We start from the raw sequence: 16,082 nt of genomic DNA on the forward strand, positions 1-16,082 counted from the left end.
CCACTGTCTCCAAAACCAACATCCCGATCTCGCCGCATGAACTTCCACGCGACTGTGTAAGCTATCGAAATGAGGGGGCCCTTTTAGACGCCGATCACCCCGCTAACGGGGTCCTTTTTGCACGCCGATCCACATCCTTCATCTCGCGAAGCAATTTCGTGAGCGTCATGTCGCTCATCGGCGCGTCACCTCTGGCCCCAGGGAACACAAGAGAGCGCGATCCGATCCGCAGGTCCCGGCATCGTTCAAGGATCGCAAGGGCCGGTGCTGACAGGGGAATAACATGCTCGCGTGCCGCCTTCATGCGCGCAGCCGGTATGGTCCACAGCCTCTCCTCCAGGTCGAATTCTTCCCACGCCGCGCCTCGGACCTCGCCTGATCGCACGGCAGTCAGGATGGCAAAGCGTAGCGCGAGCCGGCTGAAGGATTCTCGATCCGTGAGCCTCACCATGAAAGCGGGCACCTTCGCATAAGCCATGGCCGCGAAGTGCCCCTCCTTCTTGGGCTGTCGCGGAAGGCCCTTGGTGATCGCGCGCATGGGTGCTTCAGTCTCGCGATAACCCGAGGCGTAAGCCCAATCGAGAACGGTGCCGATCCGCTGCCGGACCCGTCGCGCCGTTTCGGGCTTAGCGAGCCAGATATCCGACAGCACGTTCCGGATCATGGGCCCTGTAATCTCATGAACCTGCACATGGCCGATCTGCGGGAACACATAGGTTTCGAGCGTCTGGAGCCACTGCTTCTCGTGCTTCTCCTTCCGCCATGTCTTGCTGTGCGCGGCAATCACCCTGGCTGCCGCCTGCCGGAATGTGGGAATGCCTTGCGCCTTACGCCGCTCGAATATCGGATCCAGCCCGAGTTCAACCCACGTGCGGATTTCTCGCGCCCGCTCCCGGGCCGTCGCCAGCGAGACTTTGGAAGCGCTGCCCAGGCCAAAGTCGCGCCGGTTGCCATTCTTCTGCACCCGGCACATCCAGCTCTTGCCGCCGCCGGGTTGAATCACAAGAAACAGGCCGTCGCCATCGCCGAGCCGCCCGGGACGTGTTGCTGCCTTCACAGCGGTAGCGGAGAGCTTTCCCATGCCACCAAATCTCCCACATTCTTTCCCACATTTCCAATCGGTCACCGGTGGACTGGCAGGGATGAACGTGGATGCGAATCACGCTGAAAGCCGCAGAAAAGCTGGGCTTTAGTGATTCGGAACGGATGTGAAAGGACAGGGTGGTGGCGGAGCGGGAGGGATTCGAACCCTCGATACGCTTTTGACGTATACTCACTTTCCAGGCGAGCGCCTTCGACCACTCGGCCACCGCTCCGCAGGAACCCCATCGTCGCTGTAAGCGGCGTGAATCGGGTTCATATTCCATCGCACTGGAGGCGGCTCCCTATCGCGCGACAACGCACTAGGCAAGGGGATGCTTTACTTTCTTGCGCGGCAATTGTTTGATCGGGTCATGACCCTTCGCCGCCGTGCCGCGCTGCTCGCGCCCTTCATCGCCATCCTGCCCCTTGCCGCTGCCGATGCGGCCGATCCGCCGGCCACGCCCAGTGCGGTCGTGGCGCAGGCGCCGGCCAGTGCCTGGCGCGCCGTCCCGGCGCAGGATCTGCTGGTGATGACGATCGAGGGCGGCAAGCGCGTGGTGATCCAGCTAGCGCCGCAATTCGGTCCGCGCCATGTCGCCAATATCCGCGCGCTCGCCACCGCCCATTGGTGGGACGGCACCAGCATCAACCGGGTGCAGGACAATTATGTCGTCCAATGGGGCGACGCGACCGAGAAGAAGCCGCTGCCCGCCGGCCTCGCGCCGACCAGTCCGGCCGACTATGTCCAGCCGCTTGGGGGCGTGAAGGCGAAGCTGACGCCGCTGCCCTATCCTGATCCCTATGCGCGCGCGACCGGCTTCATCGATGGCTGGCCGGTGGCGATCGACGGGGACGCGGCCTGGCTGCCGCACTGCTATGGCATGACCGGCGTCGGCCGCAACATGTCGCCCGACGCCGGCACGGGGGCGGAACTCTATACCGTGATCGGCCAGGCGCCGCGCCAGCTCGATCGCAACATCGCCGTCGTCGGTCGCGTCGTCGAGGGGATGACCGCGCTCACCAGCCTGCCGCGCGGCAGTGGTGAGCTGGGCTTCTATACCGATGCCGAGCGCAAGCTGCCGATCGTCTCGGTGCGCCTCGCAAGCGATCTGCCGCAGGCGGAACAGCCGCATGTCCAGGTGATGGATACCGGTTCGGCCAGCTTCGCCGACTATCTGCGGCTGCGCGCCAACCGGAAGGATGATTTCTACGACCGGCCGGCGGGTGGCGTCGATCTGTGCAATGCGCCGGTGCCGGTGCGATTGGCGCCTTAAAGAGGAAGATCGCGCAGCCGATAGCCGCGCCAGTCGCGGATGCGGCGGATGGCGAAGCTGGTGCGGATCGCCGACACGCCGGGCAGTCGGGCGAGGCAGTCGCGATGGACCGCGTCGAAGCCCTTGAGGTCGGCGGCGGCGACCCGCAGCAGATAGTCGGCCTGGCCCGCCATCAGATGGCATTCCAATATTTCCGGGAAGCCCGCGACCGCCGTCTCGAACCGCTCCATGGCCTCGCGGCTCTGGCTGGTCAGCGAAATCTCGACAAAGGCCTGGAGTGTCAGGCCGAGCGCCGCCGGATCGAGCCGGGCGGCATAGCCCTCGATCATGCCGGTATCCTCCAGCGCGCGGATGCGGCGATGGCAGGCGGAGGAGGAGAGGCCGATCTGCTCGCCCAGTTCATTCATCGACCGGCGGGAATCGCTCTGCAGCGCCTCCAGCAACGCGATGTCGAACCGATCCATGCAATGTCATCCCGATGAAATAAGATTTCGCGATATATCATCCTGCATGCGGGCGATCGCAAGCGCAAAACAGGGAACAATCGTCACCCGCTTGGCGATATGATGGGGCCACAACCGGCGGGGCTGCGTTGTCCTTTCAGGATGGGCCATCCCGCTGCAAAATGGAGAGCGTCTCATGATCGTCGGCACCGTCAAGGAAATCAAGAATCACGAATATCGCGTCGGCCTGACCCCCGAGAGCGTCCATGAACTGACGGCCCATGGCCATGAGGTTCTGGTCGAGACCGGCGCGGGTGAGGGCATCGGCGCGCATGACGCGCTCTATGAACGGGCCGGCGCCACCATCATCGCCACCGCCGCCGAAGTGTTCGCGCGCGCCGAGATGATCGTCAAGGTGAAGGAGCCCCAAGCCGTCGAGCGCGCGATGCTGCGCCCCGGCCAGATCCTCTACACCTATCTCCACCTCGCGCCCGATCCGGAGCAGACCCGCGACCTGATCGCCTCAGGTGCGACCTGCATCGCCTATGAAACCGTGACCGACGCCAGCGGCGGCCTGCCGCTGCTGAAGCCCATGAGCCAGGTCGCTGGCCGCATGTCGATCCAGGCCGGTGCCACAGCCCTCGAAAAGGCGCATGGCGGCCGCGGCGTGCTGCTGGGCGGCGTGCCGGGCGTGCTGCCGGCCAAGGTCGTCGTGATCGGCGGCGGCGTCGTCGGCTTCAATGCGGCGCAGATGGCGGCCGGCCTTGGCGCCGACGTCACCATTCTCGACCGCAATCCCGAAGTGCTCGAAAAGCTGGGCATGTATTTCGAGGCGCGCGCCAAGACCCGTTTCTCGAACCGCGCGAACCTGGCCGAATGCGTGGCCGAGGCGGATCTGGTGATCGGTGCGGTGCTGATTCCGGGCGCCGCCGCGCCCAAGCTGGTCAGCGCTGACATGCTCAAGACCATGAAGAAGGGCGCGGTGCTGGTCGACGTCGCAATCGACCAGGGCGGCTGCTTCGAAACCAGCCATGCCACGACCCATGCCGACCCGACCTACATCATCGACGGCATCGTCCATTATTGCGTCGCCAACATGCCCGGCGCGGTCGCCCGCACCAGCACCTATGCGCTCAATAACGTGACCCTGCCGCATGCGCTGCGCATCGCCGAACTGGGCTGGAAGGATGCGCTGCGCCGCGATCCGCACCTGCTCGCGGGCCTCAATGTCTGGGCCGGCAAGGTTACCTACAAGGCCGTCGCCGACGATCTGGGCCTGCCCTACACCCCGGCGGAAGACGCGATCGCCTGATCGCGCCGCCCCCAGTTTCCCGGCGTCCCCGACAGGCGCCGGGCAAAAGGACGCCAGCCCTCCCTTGCGGGGCTGGCGTCCTTTTATTTTGCGCCGTTTTTCGTCTGGCCCGACGTCGCGTCACCGGGCTTTGTTTCCCGATTGTCAAATAAACGCCATGGATTCTCTTGCGGGTTCCAAGATCTCGTTCGTCTAGTCGGGCAGGGGGACATGACCACATGCCCCCCATGCATCCTGGTTCCGCCGAAGAGAGGCATGGTTTAACATCATGGTCGATTTCCCCACATTCGCCGCCTTGATCCAAAAAGGCGATCGCTCCATCATGCGCGCCGGTCGCGCACTGCAGAAAGGGGCGTGCTGATGTCCGGTGATATCATGACCTGGCTCGTGCCGCTGGTTGCCATGCTGGCCGCCGGCCTGCTCGCCGGCTTTGCCGCCGGCATCTTCGGCATCGGCGGCGGCTTCGTCGTCGTGCCGGCGCTGCTGGTCGTGCTGCCGCTGCTGGGCGGGACGAAGGACGGCATCGCCCATGTCGCGATCGGCACGTCGGCTGCGACGATCATCCTGACCTCCATCCGATCGCTGCTGGCGCATTCCAAGCGCGGCGCGGTGGAGTTTGACGTCCTCAAGACATGGGCGCCCTGGATCATATTGGGCTGCGGCGCAGGCGTCGTGCTGGCGGGCCATGTCGATGGCCGCACGCTCAAGATGATCTTCGGCGCAGGCGTCATCCTGATGTCGCTCAACTTCCTGATCCCGGTGCTGAACGGCAAGGTGATCAGCGACCAGATGCCGTCGGGGCTGGCGCGCATCGGCATTGCAGGCGGGTTGGGCACCTTTTCCTCGCTGCTGGGCATCGGCGGCGGCACCATTGCCATCATGACGATGACGCTGTGCGGCCGCACCATCCACCGCGCCATCGCCACCGCATCGGGCATCGGCACGCTGATCGCCATCCCGACCACCATCGGCTTTGCCATCATCGGCTTCCGCGAAGGCGGCCTGCCCTGGGGTTCGCTGGGCTATATCAACATCCCCGCGACGATAGCGATCGCATCCATGTCGATGCTGACCGCGCCGCTGGGCGTGGCCGCCGCCCACAGCCTGCCCGCCGGGCCGCTGAAGAAGATTTTCGGCGTCTATCTGCTGATCATCGGAGCGCTGATGCTGCGCGCGGGGCTCAAGATCTGATAATGATCTGATAATCTGGCTGTTTGAGAAAGCCGGTACCAGCCCGCTCCCCCGCCCAACCACCCGACGGGATGACACTGGATCGGGTGGCTGGGCGGGGGAGCGGGCTGGTACCGTAACCAAAAATCGCTCTTTCGCGATTTTTCAAACAGGCTCTTAACGGCCGCCAGTGACCGCCTTAACAGGCTTTGTCACTGGCGGCCGTTCGCGCTATCTGACAGGCGGTGAAGATGGCGCAAACCGACCCGATTTCCGTGCTGCTGGTGGAAGATGACCCGGCGGCCCGCGCCAATATTGCCGAAATACTGGTCCGCGCCGGCATGGTCGTCGACCTGGCCGAGGATGGCGCCGAAGGGCTCAAGCGCGCGGCATCGGGCCGCTATCATGTCATCATCCTCGATCGCACCCTGCCGCATCTTTCGGGCATCGACGTGGTGACGCGCATGCGCGTCGCCGGGATCGAGGCGCCGGTGCTGATGCTGTCCGCGCTCGGCCGCAGCGAGCATCGGGTCGAGGGGCTGGAAAGCGGCGTCGATGACTATATGGCCAAGCCCTTCGAGCCGGACGAACTGGTCGCCCGCGTGCGCGCTTTGTGGCGCCGGGCGGGGCGGTTGCAGCAGGATTCGGTGCTGCTGTTCGGCGACCTGGAATGCCATGTGAAGGCGCGCACGGCCCATCGCGCGGGCCGCCATGTGCCGCTGTCGCCCAAGGAATTCGCGCTGTTCCGCTACCTCATGGAACATGCCGGCGAAGTGGTCACGCGCGAAATGCTGCTGCGCCATGTGTGGAAACTCAGCTTCGATCCCCAGACCAATGTCGTCGACGTCAATGTCGGCCGCCTGCGCCGCAAGCTGGAGGAAGGGTTCGACAGCGCCGTGCTGGAGACGGTCTGGGGCACCGGCTATCGGTTGATCGCCGCCCATGGCTAGGTTCGGCCTGCTGCGCTCGGTCTTCGGCCGGGTCACGCTGTCGGCCCTGCTGGTCAGCCTGGCGTCCACGCTGGTGCTGTTCCTGGTGGTCGAACGGATCGTCGAGACTGACGGGCGCGTGATGCTGGGGCGAGAGGTCGATACCGATCTGGCGGGCCTGGCCGACATCTATGTCAGCAGCGGCGAGGCGGAATTGAGGGCACGCATCGCCGATCGGCTGGCAATGGAGCGCGGCGACAGCGAAAAGGCCTATTATCTGCTCGCCGATGCGGCCGGGCGCCGGGTGGCGGGCAATATCGATCACTGGCCCGCCCTGGCGTCCGAAGTCTCCGAGGCCCGGCTGATCCGCCTGCCCGGCGGCGACCGCATGTTCGCGCGGGCGACGCTGCTTGGCCCCGATACCCGGCTGATCGTCGGGCGCAGCAATGTTCGCGCGCGGGCGCTGCAGACCCGGCTCGCCATCGCCTTTGCCATTGCCGGGGCCATCGTCGCCCTGCTCAGCCTTGCCGCCGGCCATTTTGCGGCGCGGCGCCTGCGGCGCCGGGTCGAACGGATCAACCATGTCTTCGACGCGGTGCGCGCCGGCGACATCGGTGCGCGCGCACGCGCTACCGGCGCGAGCGACGAACTGGCCGAACTGGCGGCGAACACCAATGCGATGCTGGATCAGGTGCAGCGGTTGATGGAGGCCCAGCGCTCCGTGTCGGATCAGACCGCGCACGAGATCCGCACCCCGCTGATGCATCTCGACACGCGTATCCTGAAAGCGATGGAACGGACCGATGATGAGGGGCTGTTGCGCACCCTCGGCCGGTCGCGCGACGAGATACGCAGCGTCGTGCGCTTGCTCGATTCCCTGCTCGACATTGCCGGCACCCAGGCGCTGCGCGGCGATCGCCGGGGCCTTGCCGATGTCGACCTCAGCGAGATTGCCGACAATCTGGCGGACCTGTATGGCGCCAGTGCGGAGGATCTGGGCATCGCCTTCAACGCGATGGTGGCGCCGGGCATATCCTTCCGCGCCGATCCGATGCAGATCACCCGGCTCTTGTCCAACCTGCTCGATAATGCGTTCAAATATGTGCCGCGCGGCGGCAGCGTGCTGCTCAGCCTGGCGCCAGGGCCGCTGATCATTGTCCAGGATAATGGCCGGGGCATCCCGGCCGACGCGCGCGAACTGGTCTTCGACCGCTATGTCCGGCTCGATCCGTCGCCCGGCAGCGGCCATGGTCTGGGGCTGGCGCTCGCCCGCGCGATCGCCGAACGCCATGGCCTGACCATCCATGTCGAGGATGCCGCGCCCGGCGCCCGCTTCGTGGTGCAGCCGGAGATGGTGGATGATTAGGCTCTTCCTGCCCCTGCTGATGCTGGGCGTTGGCCCGGTCGCTGTGGTAGAGGAGCCAATGCCGACCGATGCGCTGATGCGCACCCTGGCGGAGGGCGATCTGGCGCAGGCGCGCGGCGATCAAGCCGCACTCGCGGCGGCGGCCGATAATCTCAAACTGCTCGGCGCGCGCCCGGTGGAGGGGCAGGATGACCTGTCCACCCTCTGGTCGCAGCAGGCGCAGGCCGGCGGCGCCGTCCATGCAGGGCCGGTCTATCGCGGTCGCGCGCTTGGCCCCGCCTATCGCCGCGGGTCTCTGGCGGCCGGCGGGCGGGTGACGCTGCGCCAGCTGTTCCTTGCCGGCCAGCGCGCGCAGATTTCGGTGGCGCGCGCCACCGGCATGGCCGCCTCCCTGTCGGTCCGGGTGCGCAATGCCGATGGCGGCACGCTGTGCGCCAAGCCGGTCGCCGCGCCGCAGGCCGATTGCGCCTGGCTGCCGCTGTTCACCGAACGCTATGCGATCGAGATAGAAAATGGTGGCAGCGCGCCGGCAACCTTCTATCTGGTGATCCGCTGATCTAATCCCAATCGACTGAAATCAGGGCGGAAAAGCCCGATATTCGGCCCTTTTTGGCGCTGCGGCCCACCGCCGTCGCGCCTCGCTTCGTCCATTCTGCACATCCGTTCAGGCGCAAAATGCCGGTCCCGGTGCGTTATTGCCGCAGGTTCGATGAGGAAAGAGGAGAAACGTCATGAACCGTTCGATGCTTCTGACCGCCATCGCCATGGTCGGCATGACCCCGATCGCCGCCATGGCCCAGCCCCAGGCGCGTGGCCCGGCTCCGGGGGAAGGCCCGGTGAGCTATGAGGAACAACTGGCGTCGGTCGAGGACCAGCTTGTCTATGAAGCGCCGATCGCCGGCGTGGAGAACAACTACTGGTTCAATTACCAGACCGACCTGGCCGAGGCGCGCAAGGAATTGACCAAGGATCTGCGCCATTCCAGCGATGCGGAGGATAATCGCGACGCCTGGGAGGAATATCGCACCGAACTGGCCGATGCCCGTGGCGACTATGCCAAGGAAATGGCCGAGAAGGGCTATCCGGTCGGCGAAGTCCGGGTGCTGGGCAGCAGCGGCCGCTGATCCGTGCGGCGCTGGCCCAAATAAAAAGGGCTGGTCCGGTCATCCGGGCCAGCCCTTTTCGCATTACTGCGTATAGGCCTTGGTCAGGCGATAGAGGAAGGCGCGGCCGTCGAGCAGCGACTTGACCCGGATGCGCTCATTGAGGCCATGGACCCCCTGGCCATCGGGATCGGCGAACATGCCCGACACGCCATAGGTGGGGATGCCCGCCGCATTGGTGAAGCGCCCGTCGGTCGCCCCGGTGGCAAGCCGCGGGATCACCGGCACGCCTAGCCACATCTCCTTGGTCAGCGCCTCGATCGGCGCCATGATCTGCGGCGTCAGCTGCGGCGCCGACGATTTGGGCTGCGGCGGATCGGCCAGCGTCACCTTGACCTTCTCGTCGCCGCCCACCTGCGCCAGCTTCGCGCGCACCGCCTCGACATCCTCGCCCGGAATGATGCGGCAATTGACGTTGGCCGTCACCGACTGGGGCTGGGCATTGGGGGCATGGCCGCCATTGATCAGCGTCGGAATGCAGGTGGTGCGCAGGGTCGCGTTCCAGCTCGCATTGGCGGCCGAGATCGCGGCATAGTCCGCTTCGGTCGCCTTGCCCGCGCCGACCGCCGCCATCGGCTGCGACAGCTTGGGATAGAGCGGCGCCGACGCGCCGAAATAGGCCTTGGCCGCGGGGGTCAGGTTCACCGGGAAGTCATAGGCATTCACATTGGCCAGCGCCTGCGCCATCCAGCCGATCGCGTTGAAATGCGGTTCCTGGCGCGAACTGTGGCCGCCCGGCGCGGTCGCGGTGAAGGTGAAGTCCTGATAGACCTTCTCGCCCGCCTGCACGCCATGGCTGACCGGCTTGCCATTTTCGTCCAGCGACCCGCCGCCGCCTTCGTTGAGCGCCCATCCGGCCGCCATCGCATCGGGCTTGTTCTTCAGCAGATATTCGACGCCGTTCAGCGCCTTCTCCGTCTCCTCGCCACAGGTCAGCGCCATCTTGATCGTGCGCTTGGGCTTGTAGCCTTCCTGCTTGAAACGGATCATGGCGTCGGCGAAGCTCGCGGCCATCGCCTTGTCGTCCGACGTGCCCCGGCCATAGAAATAGCCGCCTTCCTCGATCAGGGTGAAGGGATCGCGGGTCCAGTCGGCGCGCTTGGCCGCGACCACGTCGATATGGGCGAGCAGCAGCAGCGCGGGCAGCTTGGCATCGGAACCGCGCAGCACGGCGGTCAGATTGCCTTCCCTGGGATGGGTGGGATCGACCACGACGCTTAGGTCTCCATCGGCATAGCCCGCCGCCTTCAGCCGCGTCGCAATCTGTTCGGCGGCCACGGTGCAGTTGCCATTGGGCCAGCTCGAATCGGTCTCCACCAGTTCCTTGTAGAGGGTGCGGAAGGCGGCCTCGCCGGCGCGGGCTTGCGTATCGGCAGCAGTGGCGGCGTGCAGCGGGCTGAGGCTCGCGGCCAGCAGTGCGGCGGCGGGCAAGGCGGCAACTAAGCGACGGGATGGCATGGGGCGATGTCCTTGTTCTGATTGTGCGACGCTTGGAAATGCGTCTCCCTGGCCCGGCTGGGCGGCGCGACTGTGCAGAAAGCCGGGGGCGGCGGCAAGGGGATGATTGATGCCTGCTGGCCCTGTTTGGTTGTGCATATCATGCACAATGGCTGTGCCTTGGGCTCATATTGTTTCGTCACATGGACAGGCGCATAGAGGGTTTGCCTGAAGCTCCAGCAATGCGCGCCCGATCCGGCGTGGCGAGCCGACGCGTCCGGCTTTCATTCCCCCGACCGGCGTCGCCGCCCTGCCTGGCCCCGCCCGATGATGCTGGATGTGCCGCGTGACGCCTGCCCTGCCTCAAGCGCGCTGGATGGCCGATCGCTACGGCGGCCATGACGCGCTGTTCACGCTCAAGGCCTTTCTCGCGGCGATGCTGGCCTATTATATCGCGCTGCGGATCGGGCTGGACCGGCCCTATTGGGCGATCATCACCGCCTATATCGTTGCCCAGCCGCTCGCCGGCGCGGTGTCGTCCAAGGCGATGTTCCGCCTGCTCGGCACCGTCATCGGCGCGGGCGTGGCGATCCTGCTGGTGCCGTTGCTCGGCAATGCCCCCGAACTTCTCTCGCTCGCGCTGGCGCTGTGGCTTGGGCTTTGCACCTTCGTCGCGCTGCTCGACCGGACCCCGCGCGCCTATACCTTCCTGCTGGCGGGCTATACCGCCGGCATCGTCGCCTTCCCGGCGGTCGAGGCGCAGGCGACGATCTTCACCGCCGCCAGCCTGCGCGCACAGGAAATCGGCATCGGCATCGCCTCGGCCACGCTGGTCCACAGCCTCGTCTTCCCGCGCACCGTGTCGGCTCGCCTCCAGGCACGCATCGATGCGATCATGATCGACGCCGAACGCTGGTCGCGCGATTCCCTGCGGGTCGACCATGGCGATGCGGTCGTGACCCGCGACCGCCGGCAATTGGCGACCGATATCCATGAACTGCACCAGCTTGCCACCCATTTGCCGTTCGAAAGCAGCGCGCTGCGGCTGAAGGCCGGGGTGCTGCGCGCGCTGGAGACGCAGCTTTGCCTGCTGCTGCCGCTGGCCAGCGCGGTCGAGGATCGCTGTCGCCAGTTGCAGCGCGCCAATGCCTTGCCGCCGGCCGTCCATGTCCTGCTGGACGATGTCGTCGCCTGGCTGGGCGCGCCGGACGGGAAGGGGGGCTCGCCTGAAGCGCTGCGCGCCCGCGCCCGTGCCTGCGAGCCCGATTGCCGCTTGCCCTTCGCCTGGCATGCGGCGCTGCAACTGAGCATGCTCGACCGGCTGGCCGAACTGGTCGCCGTCCATGCCATCTGCCGAGAGTTGCAGGCGGCGATGGGCGCCGATCGCATCCCCCTGTCACCGCCCGCGCGGGAAGCGATCCGCAACGCCCGCCGCCGCGTCCTGCACCGCGACTATGGCCTGGCGCTGCGCGGCGCGCTGGCGACCAGCCTCACCGTGCTGATCGGCTGCCTGCTCTGGATCCTGTCGGCCTGGCCGGCCGGGGCAGGGGCGGTCGTCATTGCCAGCATCATCTGCGCCCTGTTCAGCAATATGGACGATCCCGCGCCCGCCGCCTGGAAAGTGTGGCAGGGCACCTGCTGCGCGGTGCTGGTGGCGGCGCCCTATGCCTTTGCCGTCCTGCCGCGCGTGTCCGACTTTCCGGTGCTGGTCGCTGTGCTGGCGCCGGCCTTCCTGCTGGTCGGTGCGATGATGGTGCGGCGGCGGCTGGCGGCGATGGCGATCGGCATGATCCTGTCGCTGCCCGGTCTGATGGGCCTCGACGGCTATTATACCGGGCAGTTCGACAGTTTCGCCAATGCCGCCATCGCCCAGATGCTGGGCGCCTTGCTCGCGGTCTGGGCGCTCAAGATGGTCCGCACCGTGGGTGCCGAACAATCCGCGCTGCGCCTATTGCGCGCGGGCTGGCGCGATCTTGCCTTGCGCACCGATCCGCGGCAGCAGCCCGATACGGTCAAATGGATCAACACCATGCTCGACCGTATCGGCCTGCTGACGCCGCGGCTTGCCGAACTGGGCAGCGACACCACCGCGCCCTTGCTCGATATCCTGCGCGACACGCGCGTCGGCATGTCGCTCGACGATCTCCACCGCTTCCGGGTGCGCGCCCATGCCCGCGACGACCGGCTGCTCGATGTCGTGCTGGGGCGGGTGCGCCAGCATTTCGATCGGCTTGGCGCCAGGGGGCAGGGCGATCCTGATCCTGCGCTGGTGCGGGCCATCGACACGGCGCTCGCCACGATCGGCCGGAACGGCGCGGTCGATGATCGGCGGCTGGCGCTGCTGGCGCTCACCAGCCTGCGCCGCAACATCGCGCCCGATGTTCCGCTCAGTCCGCGTCGGGATCGCGAAAGTTCAGCCGCCGCGTGACGGTATAGTCCAGCACGCCGACCAGCAGATAGCTGATCCACTGCTTGATCAGCGTCAGGCCGGTGCGGCTGGCGCGATAGGTTTCCAGCGAAATCTGCCGGCTCTCGCCCGTCCGCTGGGTGATGAAGCCGCGCATCGCCTCGGCAAAGCCGGCATCCTCCACCCGCAGCATCAGCTCCAGGTTCAGGAACAGGCTGCGCATGTCGAAATTGGCCGATCCGATATAGACCGCATCGTCGATCACGATCAGCTTCATGTGCAGCTTGCAGGGCTGATATTCATATATCTCGACCCCGCGTCTCAGCAGCGGACCATAGAGCAGCCGTGCCGCCGCGATCGTCGCGCCATTGTCTGACAGGGCCGGCAGGATCAGGCGCGCGCCCTTGCGCCGGGCAGCGCGGGCGATCCGCTTCATCATGCCCCGGCCGGGCGAGAAATAGGCCTCGACCATGTCCAGCCGCTGCGCCCGGTCCATGTCATGCTTCACCACCTGCGCCCAGGGGCTCAGCCGCCGGGTCGGCCCGCCGATCAGCCAGCGGAACGGATCGGCCGGATCATGATGCAGCGATGGATACCAGTGCCGCACCATCGCGCGCAGCGTGCGGAACCTTTGTCCCTTGCTCGTGACCCAGCGCCATAGCTGGCCATACCAGCGCGCCATCGCCTCGGCCTGCGGCCCTTCCAGCAGCAGCCCCAGGTCGCGCCAGCAATCGTCGGCGGGAATGCCGAAATAGCCATCCTCGACATTGAAGCCGCCGATCATCAGCCTTTTGTCGTCGGCCAGTGCGATCTTCTGATGGTTGCGGATCAGGTAGCGGGTCGACCGGCGCGTGCCGAACCGGCCGAAATGGCCGCCCGCCGCGATCAGCGGGGCGAACAGGCTGTCGGGCGTATCGGACGATCCGAAGCCATCGATCATCAGCGTCACGGCCACGCCGCGCGCCCGCGCCGCCACCAGCCGCTCGCAGATCAGCCGTCCGCTGCCATCATCGGCAAAAATATAATAATAGAGTTTCAGGCTCTCCCGCGCTCCGTCGATCAGGGCGACCAGCGCATCGCGCAGCGCCGCGCCTTCCTCGATGACGGTCAGTCGATTGCCGTTCAGCGTGACGCTGATCGGGCTGGTCGGGGCTTCCTGTTGTCGCGACGCCATGGCCCCTTCATGCGCCGCTTTGCCGCGGCGCGCCATGGCTTTATGGGCTTTTCATTGACTCGACAGGCCGCCACTGCTAGGCGCCAAGTTCAAGATTCCCTATTGATTTTTCAGGAGGCCCGATTGGCCCGCGTCACCGTCGAAGATTGCGTCGACAAGGTTACCAACCGTTTCGATCTCGTCCTGCTCGCCGCCCAGCGCGCGCGTGAAATTTCCGGTGGCGCCGAGCTGACGCTTGAGCGTGACCGCGACAAGAATCCGGTCGTCGCCCTGCGCGAGATCGCCGAGGAAACCATTCTGCCCGCCGATCTGCATGATTCGGTCGTTGCGTCGCTGCAGAAGGTCCAGATTGACGACGACGATACGCCCGATGAAATCGGTTCGATCGCCCAGTCGGCGGAGGCCCTGCGCCTGACCGCAGCGGCTCCGCCGCGCAACCAGAATATCGGCGGCGATTACGACGGCTGATTTTCCACTTTCCGGTTTGGAGAGGGAAGGGGTCCGGCCCGCGCAAGCGGGACCGGGCCTCAATGATTCTGGGCACTGGATTCCGGGATGTTATTTCCAGGCCGTCGCCAGCATCGCGTCGAGCATCTGGGCATAGGACCAGCCATCGGCCCGCGCGGCGATCGCCGACAGGCAATCCTGGTCTGCGCGACCCGGCCGGCCCGCACCGGTCATGTTCGGCTTCATGTTAAGGTCGAACAGCTTGAACTGGCCGCTGGCATCGGCGCGGCAGTCGATGCGGATCACCGCGCGCGATTCCACCAGCGCCGCCGCCTGCACACAGGCATCCAGCATCGCCAGCACCGGGGCTTCCTCCATCCGTTCCGGGCTGATCGCGACGCTGTTCTGCGTCACCGCGACATCGCCATTATAGGGGGCGACACCGTCCTTCTGGTCGAAGCGCAGCACCGGGCGCAGCGCGAAATGGCGGTCGCCCCTTTCGCCTGACGGGTGCGGCGCGGTGGGCGGCAGGACGGTGATGGTCATTTCCTCGCCGTCCAGAAATTCCTCGACCATCAGCAGCGTGCCGAACTTGCCCTCGTCGATCAGGCTGCGGGCCGCGGCGTTCAGCGCATCACCATCGCGCACCAGCGTCACGCCCTGGCTGCCCCGGCCGCGCACCGGCTTCACGATCAGCGGGAAGGGAATGGCCAGATCGGCCAGAACCTGCCCGACATCGGCCAGCGCATGCACGCCCTCGCTCGGATGATCGGCCAGCAGGAACCCGCGCGCCACCGGCAAGCCGGCCTGTTCCAGCATCCGGTTGGTGGCGAACTTATCGTCATATTTCTGCGTGGCGGCCGGGGTCTGGCCGACGATCGCGACCTGGCCCATCACGGCCTCGATCGGATGCCCCTCGAACAGCACGCTATTGGCCCAGATCGTGTCGGCGCCTGCCGCGATCGCGGCTGCTATGCCGTCGGCCGTGTCGGGGAACACCCATTGCATCGCCTGCGCCGGATCGGGCGCGGGCACCGGCGTTACCACCGTGCGGCCCAGGCCCTTCAATGCAAAGCCGATATCGGCCCCACCGTCGGAATAGCCGCCGGGCTTGGCATCCTTGCGCAGCCCGTCGATCACCGGCGGCGGCAGCGCCTGGTAGAGCAGGGCGACCGCCGGCCCGTTCATGCCACCACCTCCGGCAGGCGCCAGTCGATCGCGCCGCGCCCCTTGGCCTCCAGAAAGTCATTGGCCTGCGAGAAATGGCGGCAGCCCAGAAAGCCGTTATGCGCCGACAGTGGCGAAGGATGGGCGGCCTTGAGCACCAGATGGCGCCCGGAATCGACGAAGCCGGCCTTGCGCTGGGCATAGGCCCCCCACAGCAGGAACACGACCGGCTCCTCCTTCTGCGCCACCAGCCGGACGATCGCGTCGGTGAACGTCTCCCATCCCTTGCCCTGATGCGAGGCCGCCCGGCCCATCTCGACCGTCAGCACGCTGTTGAGCAGCAGCACGCCCTGCCGCGCCCAATGCTCCAGAAAGCCGTGGCGCGCGCGCGGCAGGCCAAGGTCGCTTTCCAGCTCCTTGTAGATATTGACCAGCGAGGGCGGCGTCCGCACGCCGGGCTGGACCGAAAAGCACAGGCCATGCGCCTGGCCCTCGCCATGATAGGGGTCTTGCCCCAGCACCACCACCTTCACCTGGTCCAGCGGCGTCAGGTCCAGCGCGCGGAAATATTCATTCCCCTTGGGGAAGATGCGCTTGCCCGCCGCCTTTTCCGCTTCGATGAACTGTTTCAGGCCCTGCATATGGGGGCAGGCGAACTGGTCGCGCAGCGGCGCGCGCCAGCTTTCGTGCAGCTTGATGGTGTCGTTCAT

At 66.2% G+C, this 16,082-nt stretch carries 15 protein-coding genes and 1 tRNA gene; 9 read left to right on the top strand and 7 right to left on the bottom strand.

The features are described 5' to 3' along the window. Positions 1-94: 94 nt before the first annotated feature. Together AC0KVN_RS24585 and AC0KVN_RS24590 are read right to left on the bottom strand one after the other, a co-directional pair. Positions 95-1,081 carry a tyrosine-type recombinase/integrase gene (locus tag AC0KVN_RS24585; RefSeq protein WP_483656448.1) on the bottom strand — a complete coding sequence of 329 codons (987 nt, stop codon included), beginning with the start codon at positions 1,079-1,081 and terminating at the stop codon, positions 95-97. 144 nt (positions 1,082-1,225) lie between these two features. Further along, a tRNA-Ser gene (locus AC0KVN_RS24590) sits at positions 1,226-1,316 on the bottom strand. A gap of 138 nt (positions 1,317-1,454) precedes the next feature. Here AC0KVN_RS24590 and AC0KVN_RS24595 point away from each other — a divergent pair. After that, the gene (locus AC0KVN_RS24595; RefSeq protein ID WP_483656449.1) at positions 1,455-2,357 is read left to right on the top strand and encodes a peptidylprolyl isomerase; all 903 of its coding nucleotides are present in this window, start codon (positions 1,455-1,457) and stop codon (positions 2,355-2,357) included. Here AC0KVN_RS24595 and AC0KVN_RS24600 read toward each other — a convergent pair. Beyond that, a complete protein-coding gene (locus AC0KVN_RS24600) occupies positions 2,354-2,821 on the bottom strand; it encodes an Lrp/AsnC family transcriptional regulator (protein ID WP_435568785.1) in 468 nt (155 codons plus the stop codon). The genes AC0KVN_RS24595 and AC0KVN_RS24600 overlap by 4 nt on opposite strands. Positions 2,822-2,996: 175 nt before the next feature. On the opposite strand from AC0KVN_RS24600, the gene ald reads away from it, so the two are divergent. The 6 genes from ald (at position 2,997) to AC0KVN_RS24630 (ending at position 8,701) form a co-directional block, all read left to right on the top strand. After that, positions 2,997-4,112, top strand: a complete 1,116-nt coding sequence (ald, locus tag AC0KVN_RS24605; protein WP_136187981.1) for an alanine dehydrogenase — start codon at positions 2,997-2,999, stop codon at positions 4,110-4,112. 360 nt (positions 4,113-4,472) lie between these two features. Then, positions 4,473-5,303: a sulfite exporter TauE/SafE family protein gene (locus AC0KVN_RS24610; protein WP_004208288.1), complete on the top strand. Its 831-nt coding sequence runs from the start codon at positions 4,473-4,475 to the stop codon at positions 5,301-5,303. 230 nt (positions 5,304-5,533) lie between these two features. Beyond that, complete coding sequence (locus AC0KVN_RS24615) at positions 5,534-6,232, top strand: response regulator transcription factor (RefSeq protein WP_069338082.1); 699 nt, start codon at positions 5,534-5,536, stop codon at positions 6,230-6,232. After that, positions 6,225-7,577, top strand: a complete 1,353-nt coding sequence (locus tag AC0KVN_RS24620; protein ID WP_278393838.1) for a HAMP domain-containing sensor histidine kinase — start codon at positions 6,225-6,227, stop codon at positions 7,575-7,577. The genes AC0KVN_RS24615 and AC0KVN_RS24620 overlap by 8 nt, the downstream gene beginning before the upstream one ends. After that, on the top strand, positions 7,570-8,133 hold the full coding sequence (locus AC0KVN_RS24625) for a hypothetical protein (protein WP_435568783.1): 564 nt from the start codon (positions 7,570-7,572) through the stop codon (positions 8,131-8,133). Before AC0KVN_RS24620 ends, AC0KVN_RS24625 begins: the two co-directional genes overlap by 8 nt. Positions 8,134-8,308: 175 nt before the next feature. Next, on the top strand, positions 8,309-8,701 hold the full coding sequence (locus AC0KVN_RS24630; RefSeq protein ID WP_004208283.1) for a hypothetical protein: 393 nt from the start codon (positions 8,309-8,311) through the stop codon (positions 8,699-8,701). 63 nt (positions 8,702-8,764) lie between these two features. Here the strand turns inward: AC0KVN_RS24630 and AC0KVN_RS24635 are convergent, their stop codons facing one another. After that, positions 8,765-10,198, bottom strand: coding sequence for a M20/M25/M40 family metallo-hydrolase (locus AC0KVN_RS24635; RefSeq protein ID WP_435568782.1), 1,434 nt, complete (start codon positions 10,196-10,198; stop codon positions 8,765-8,767). Between the two features lie 355 nt (positions 10,199-10,553). On the opposite strand from AC0KVN_RS24635, the gene AC0KVN_RS24640 reads away from it, so the two are divergent. Then, positions 10,554-12,605, top strand: a complete 2,052-nt coding sequence (locus AC0KVN_RS24640; protein WP_483656450.1) for an FUSC family protein — start codon at positions 10,554-10,556, stop codon at positions 12,603-12,605. Here AC0KVN_RS24640 and AC0KVN_RS24645 read toward each other — a convergent pair. Further along, positions 12,565-13,794 carry a phospholipase D-like domain-containing protein gene (locus AC0KVN_RS24645; RefSeq protein ID WP_483656451.1) on the bottom strand — a complete coding sequence of 410 codons (1,230 nt, stop codon included), beginning with the start codon at positions 13,792-13,794 and terminating at the stop codon, positions 12,565-12,567. The two genes, AC0KVN_RS24640 and AC0KVN_RS24645, sit on opposite strands and share 41 nt — an antisense overlap. Positions 13,795-13,881: 87 nt before the next feature. Between AC0KVN_RS24645 and rpoZ the strand changes: the two genes are divergently transcribed. Beyond that, on the top strand, positions 13,882-14,226 hold the full coding sequence (gene rpoZ, locus AC0KVN_RS24650) for a DNA-directed RNA polymerase subunit omega (protein WP_004208279.1): 345 nt from the start codon (positions 13,882-13,884) through the stop codon (positions 14,224-14,226). 90 nt (positions 14,227-14,316) lie between these two features. On the opposite strand, the gene AC0KVN_RS24655 is transcribed toward rpoZ, so the two are convergent. Beyond that, complete coding sequence (locus AC0KVN_RS24655; protein WP_435568779.1) at positions 14,317-15,393, bottom strand: D-alanine--D-alanine ligase family protein; 1,077 nt, start codon at positions 15,391-15,393, stop codon at positions 14,317-14,319. Next, positions 15,390-16,082 carry a uracil-DNA glycosylase gene (ung, locus tag AC0KVN_RS24660; RefSeq protein WP_072894010.1) on the bottom strand — a complete coding sequence of 231 codons (693 nt, stop codon included), beginning with the start codon at positions 16,080-16,082 and terminating at the stop codon, positions 15,390-15,392. The genes AC0KVN_RS24655 and ung overlap by 4 nt, the downstream gene beginning before the upstream one ends.

The sequence above is a fragment of the Sphingobium sp. SG1 genome (assembly GCF_057063145.1).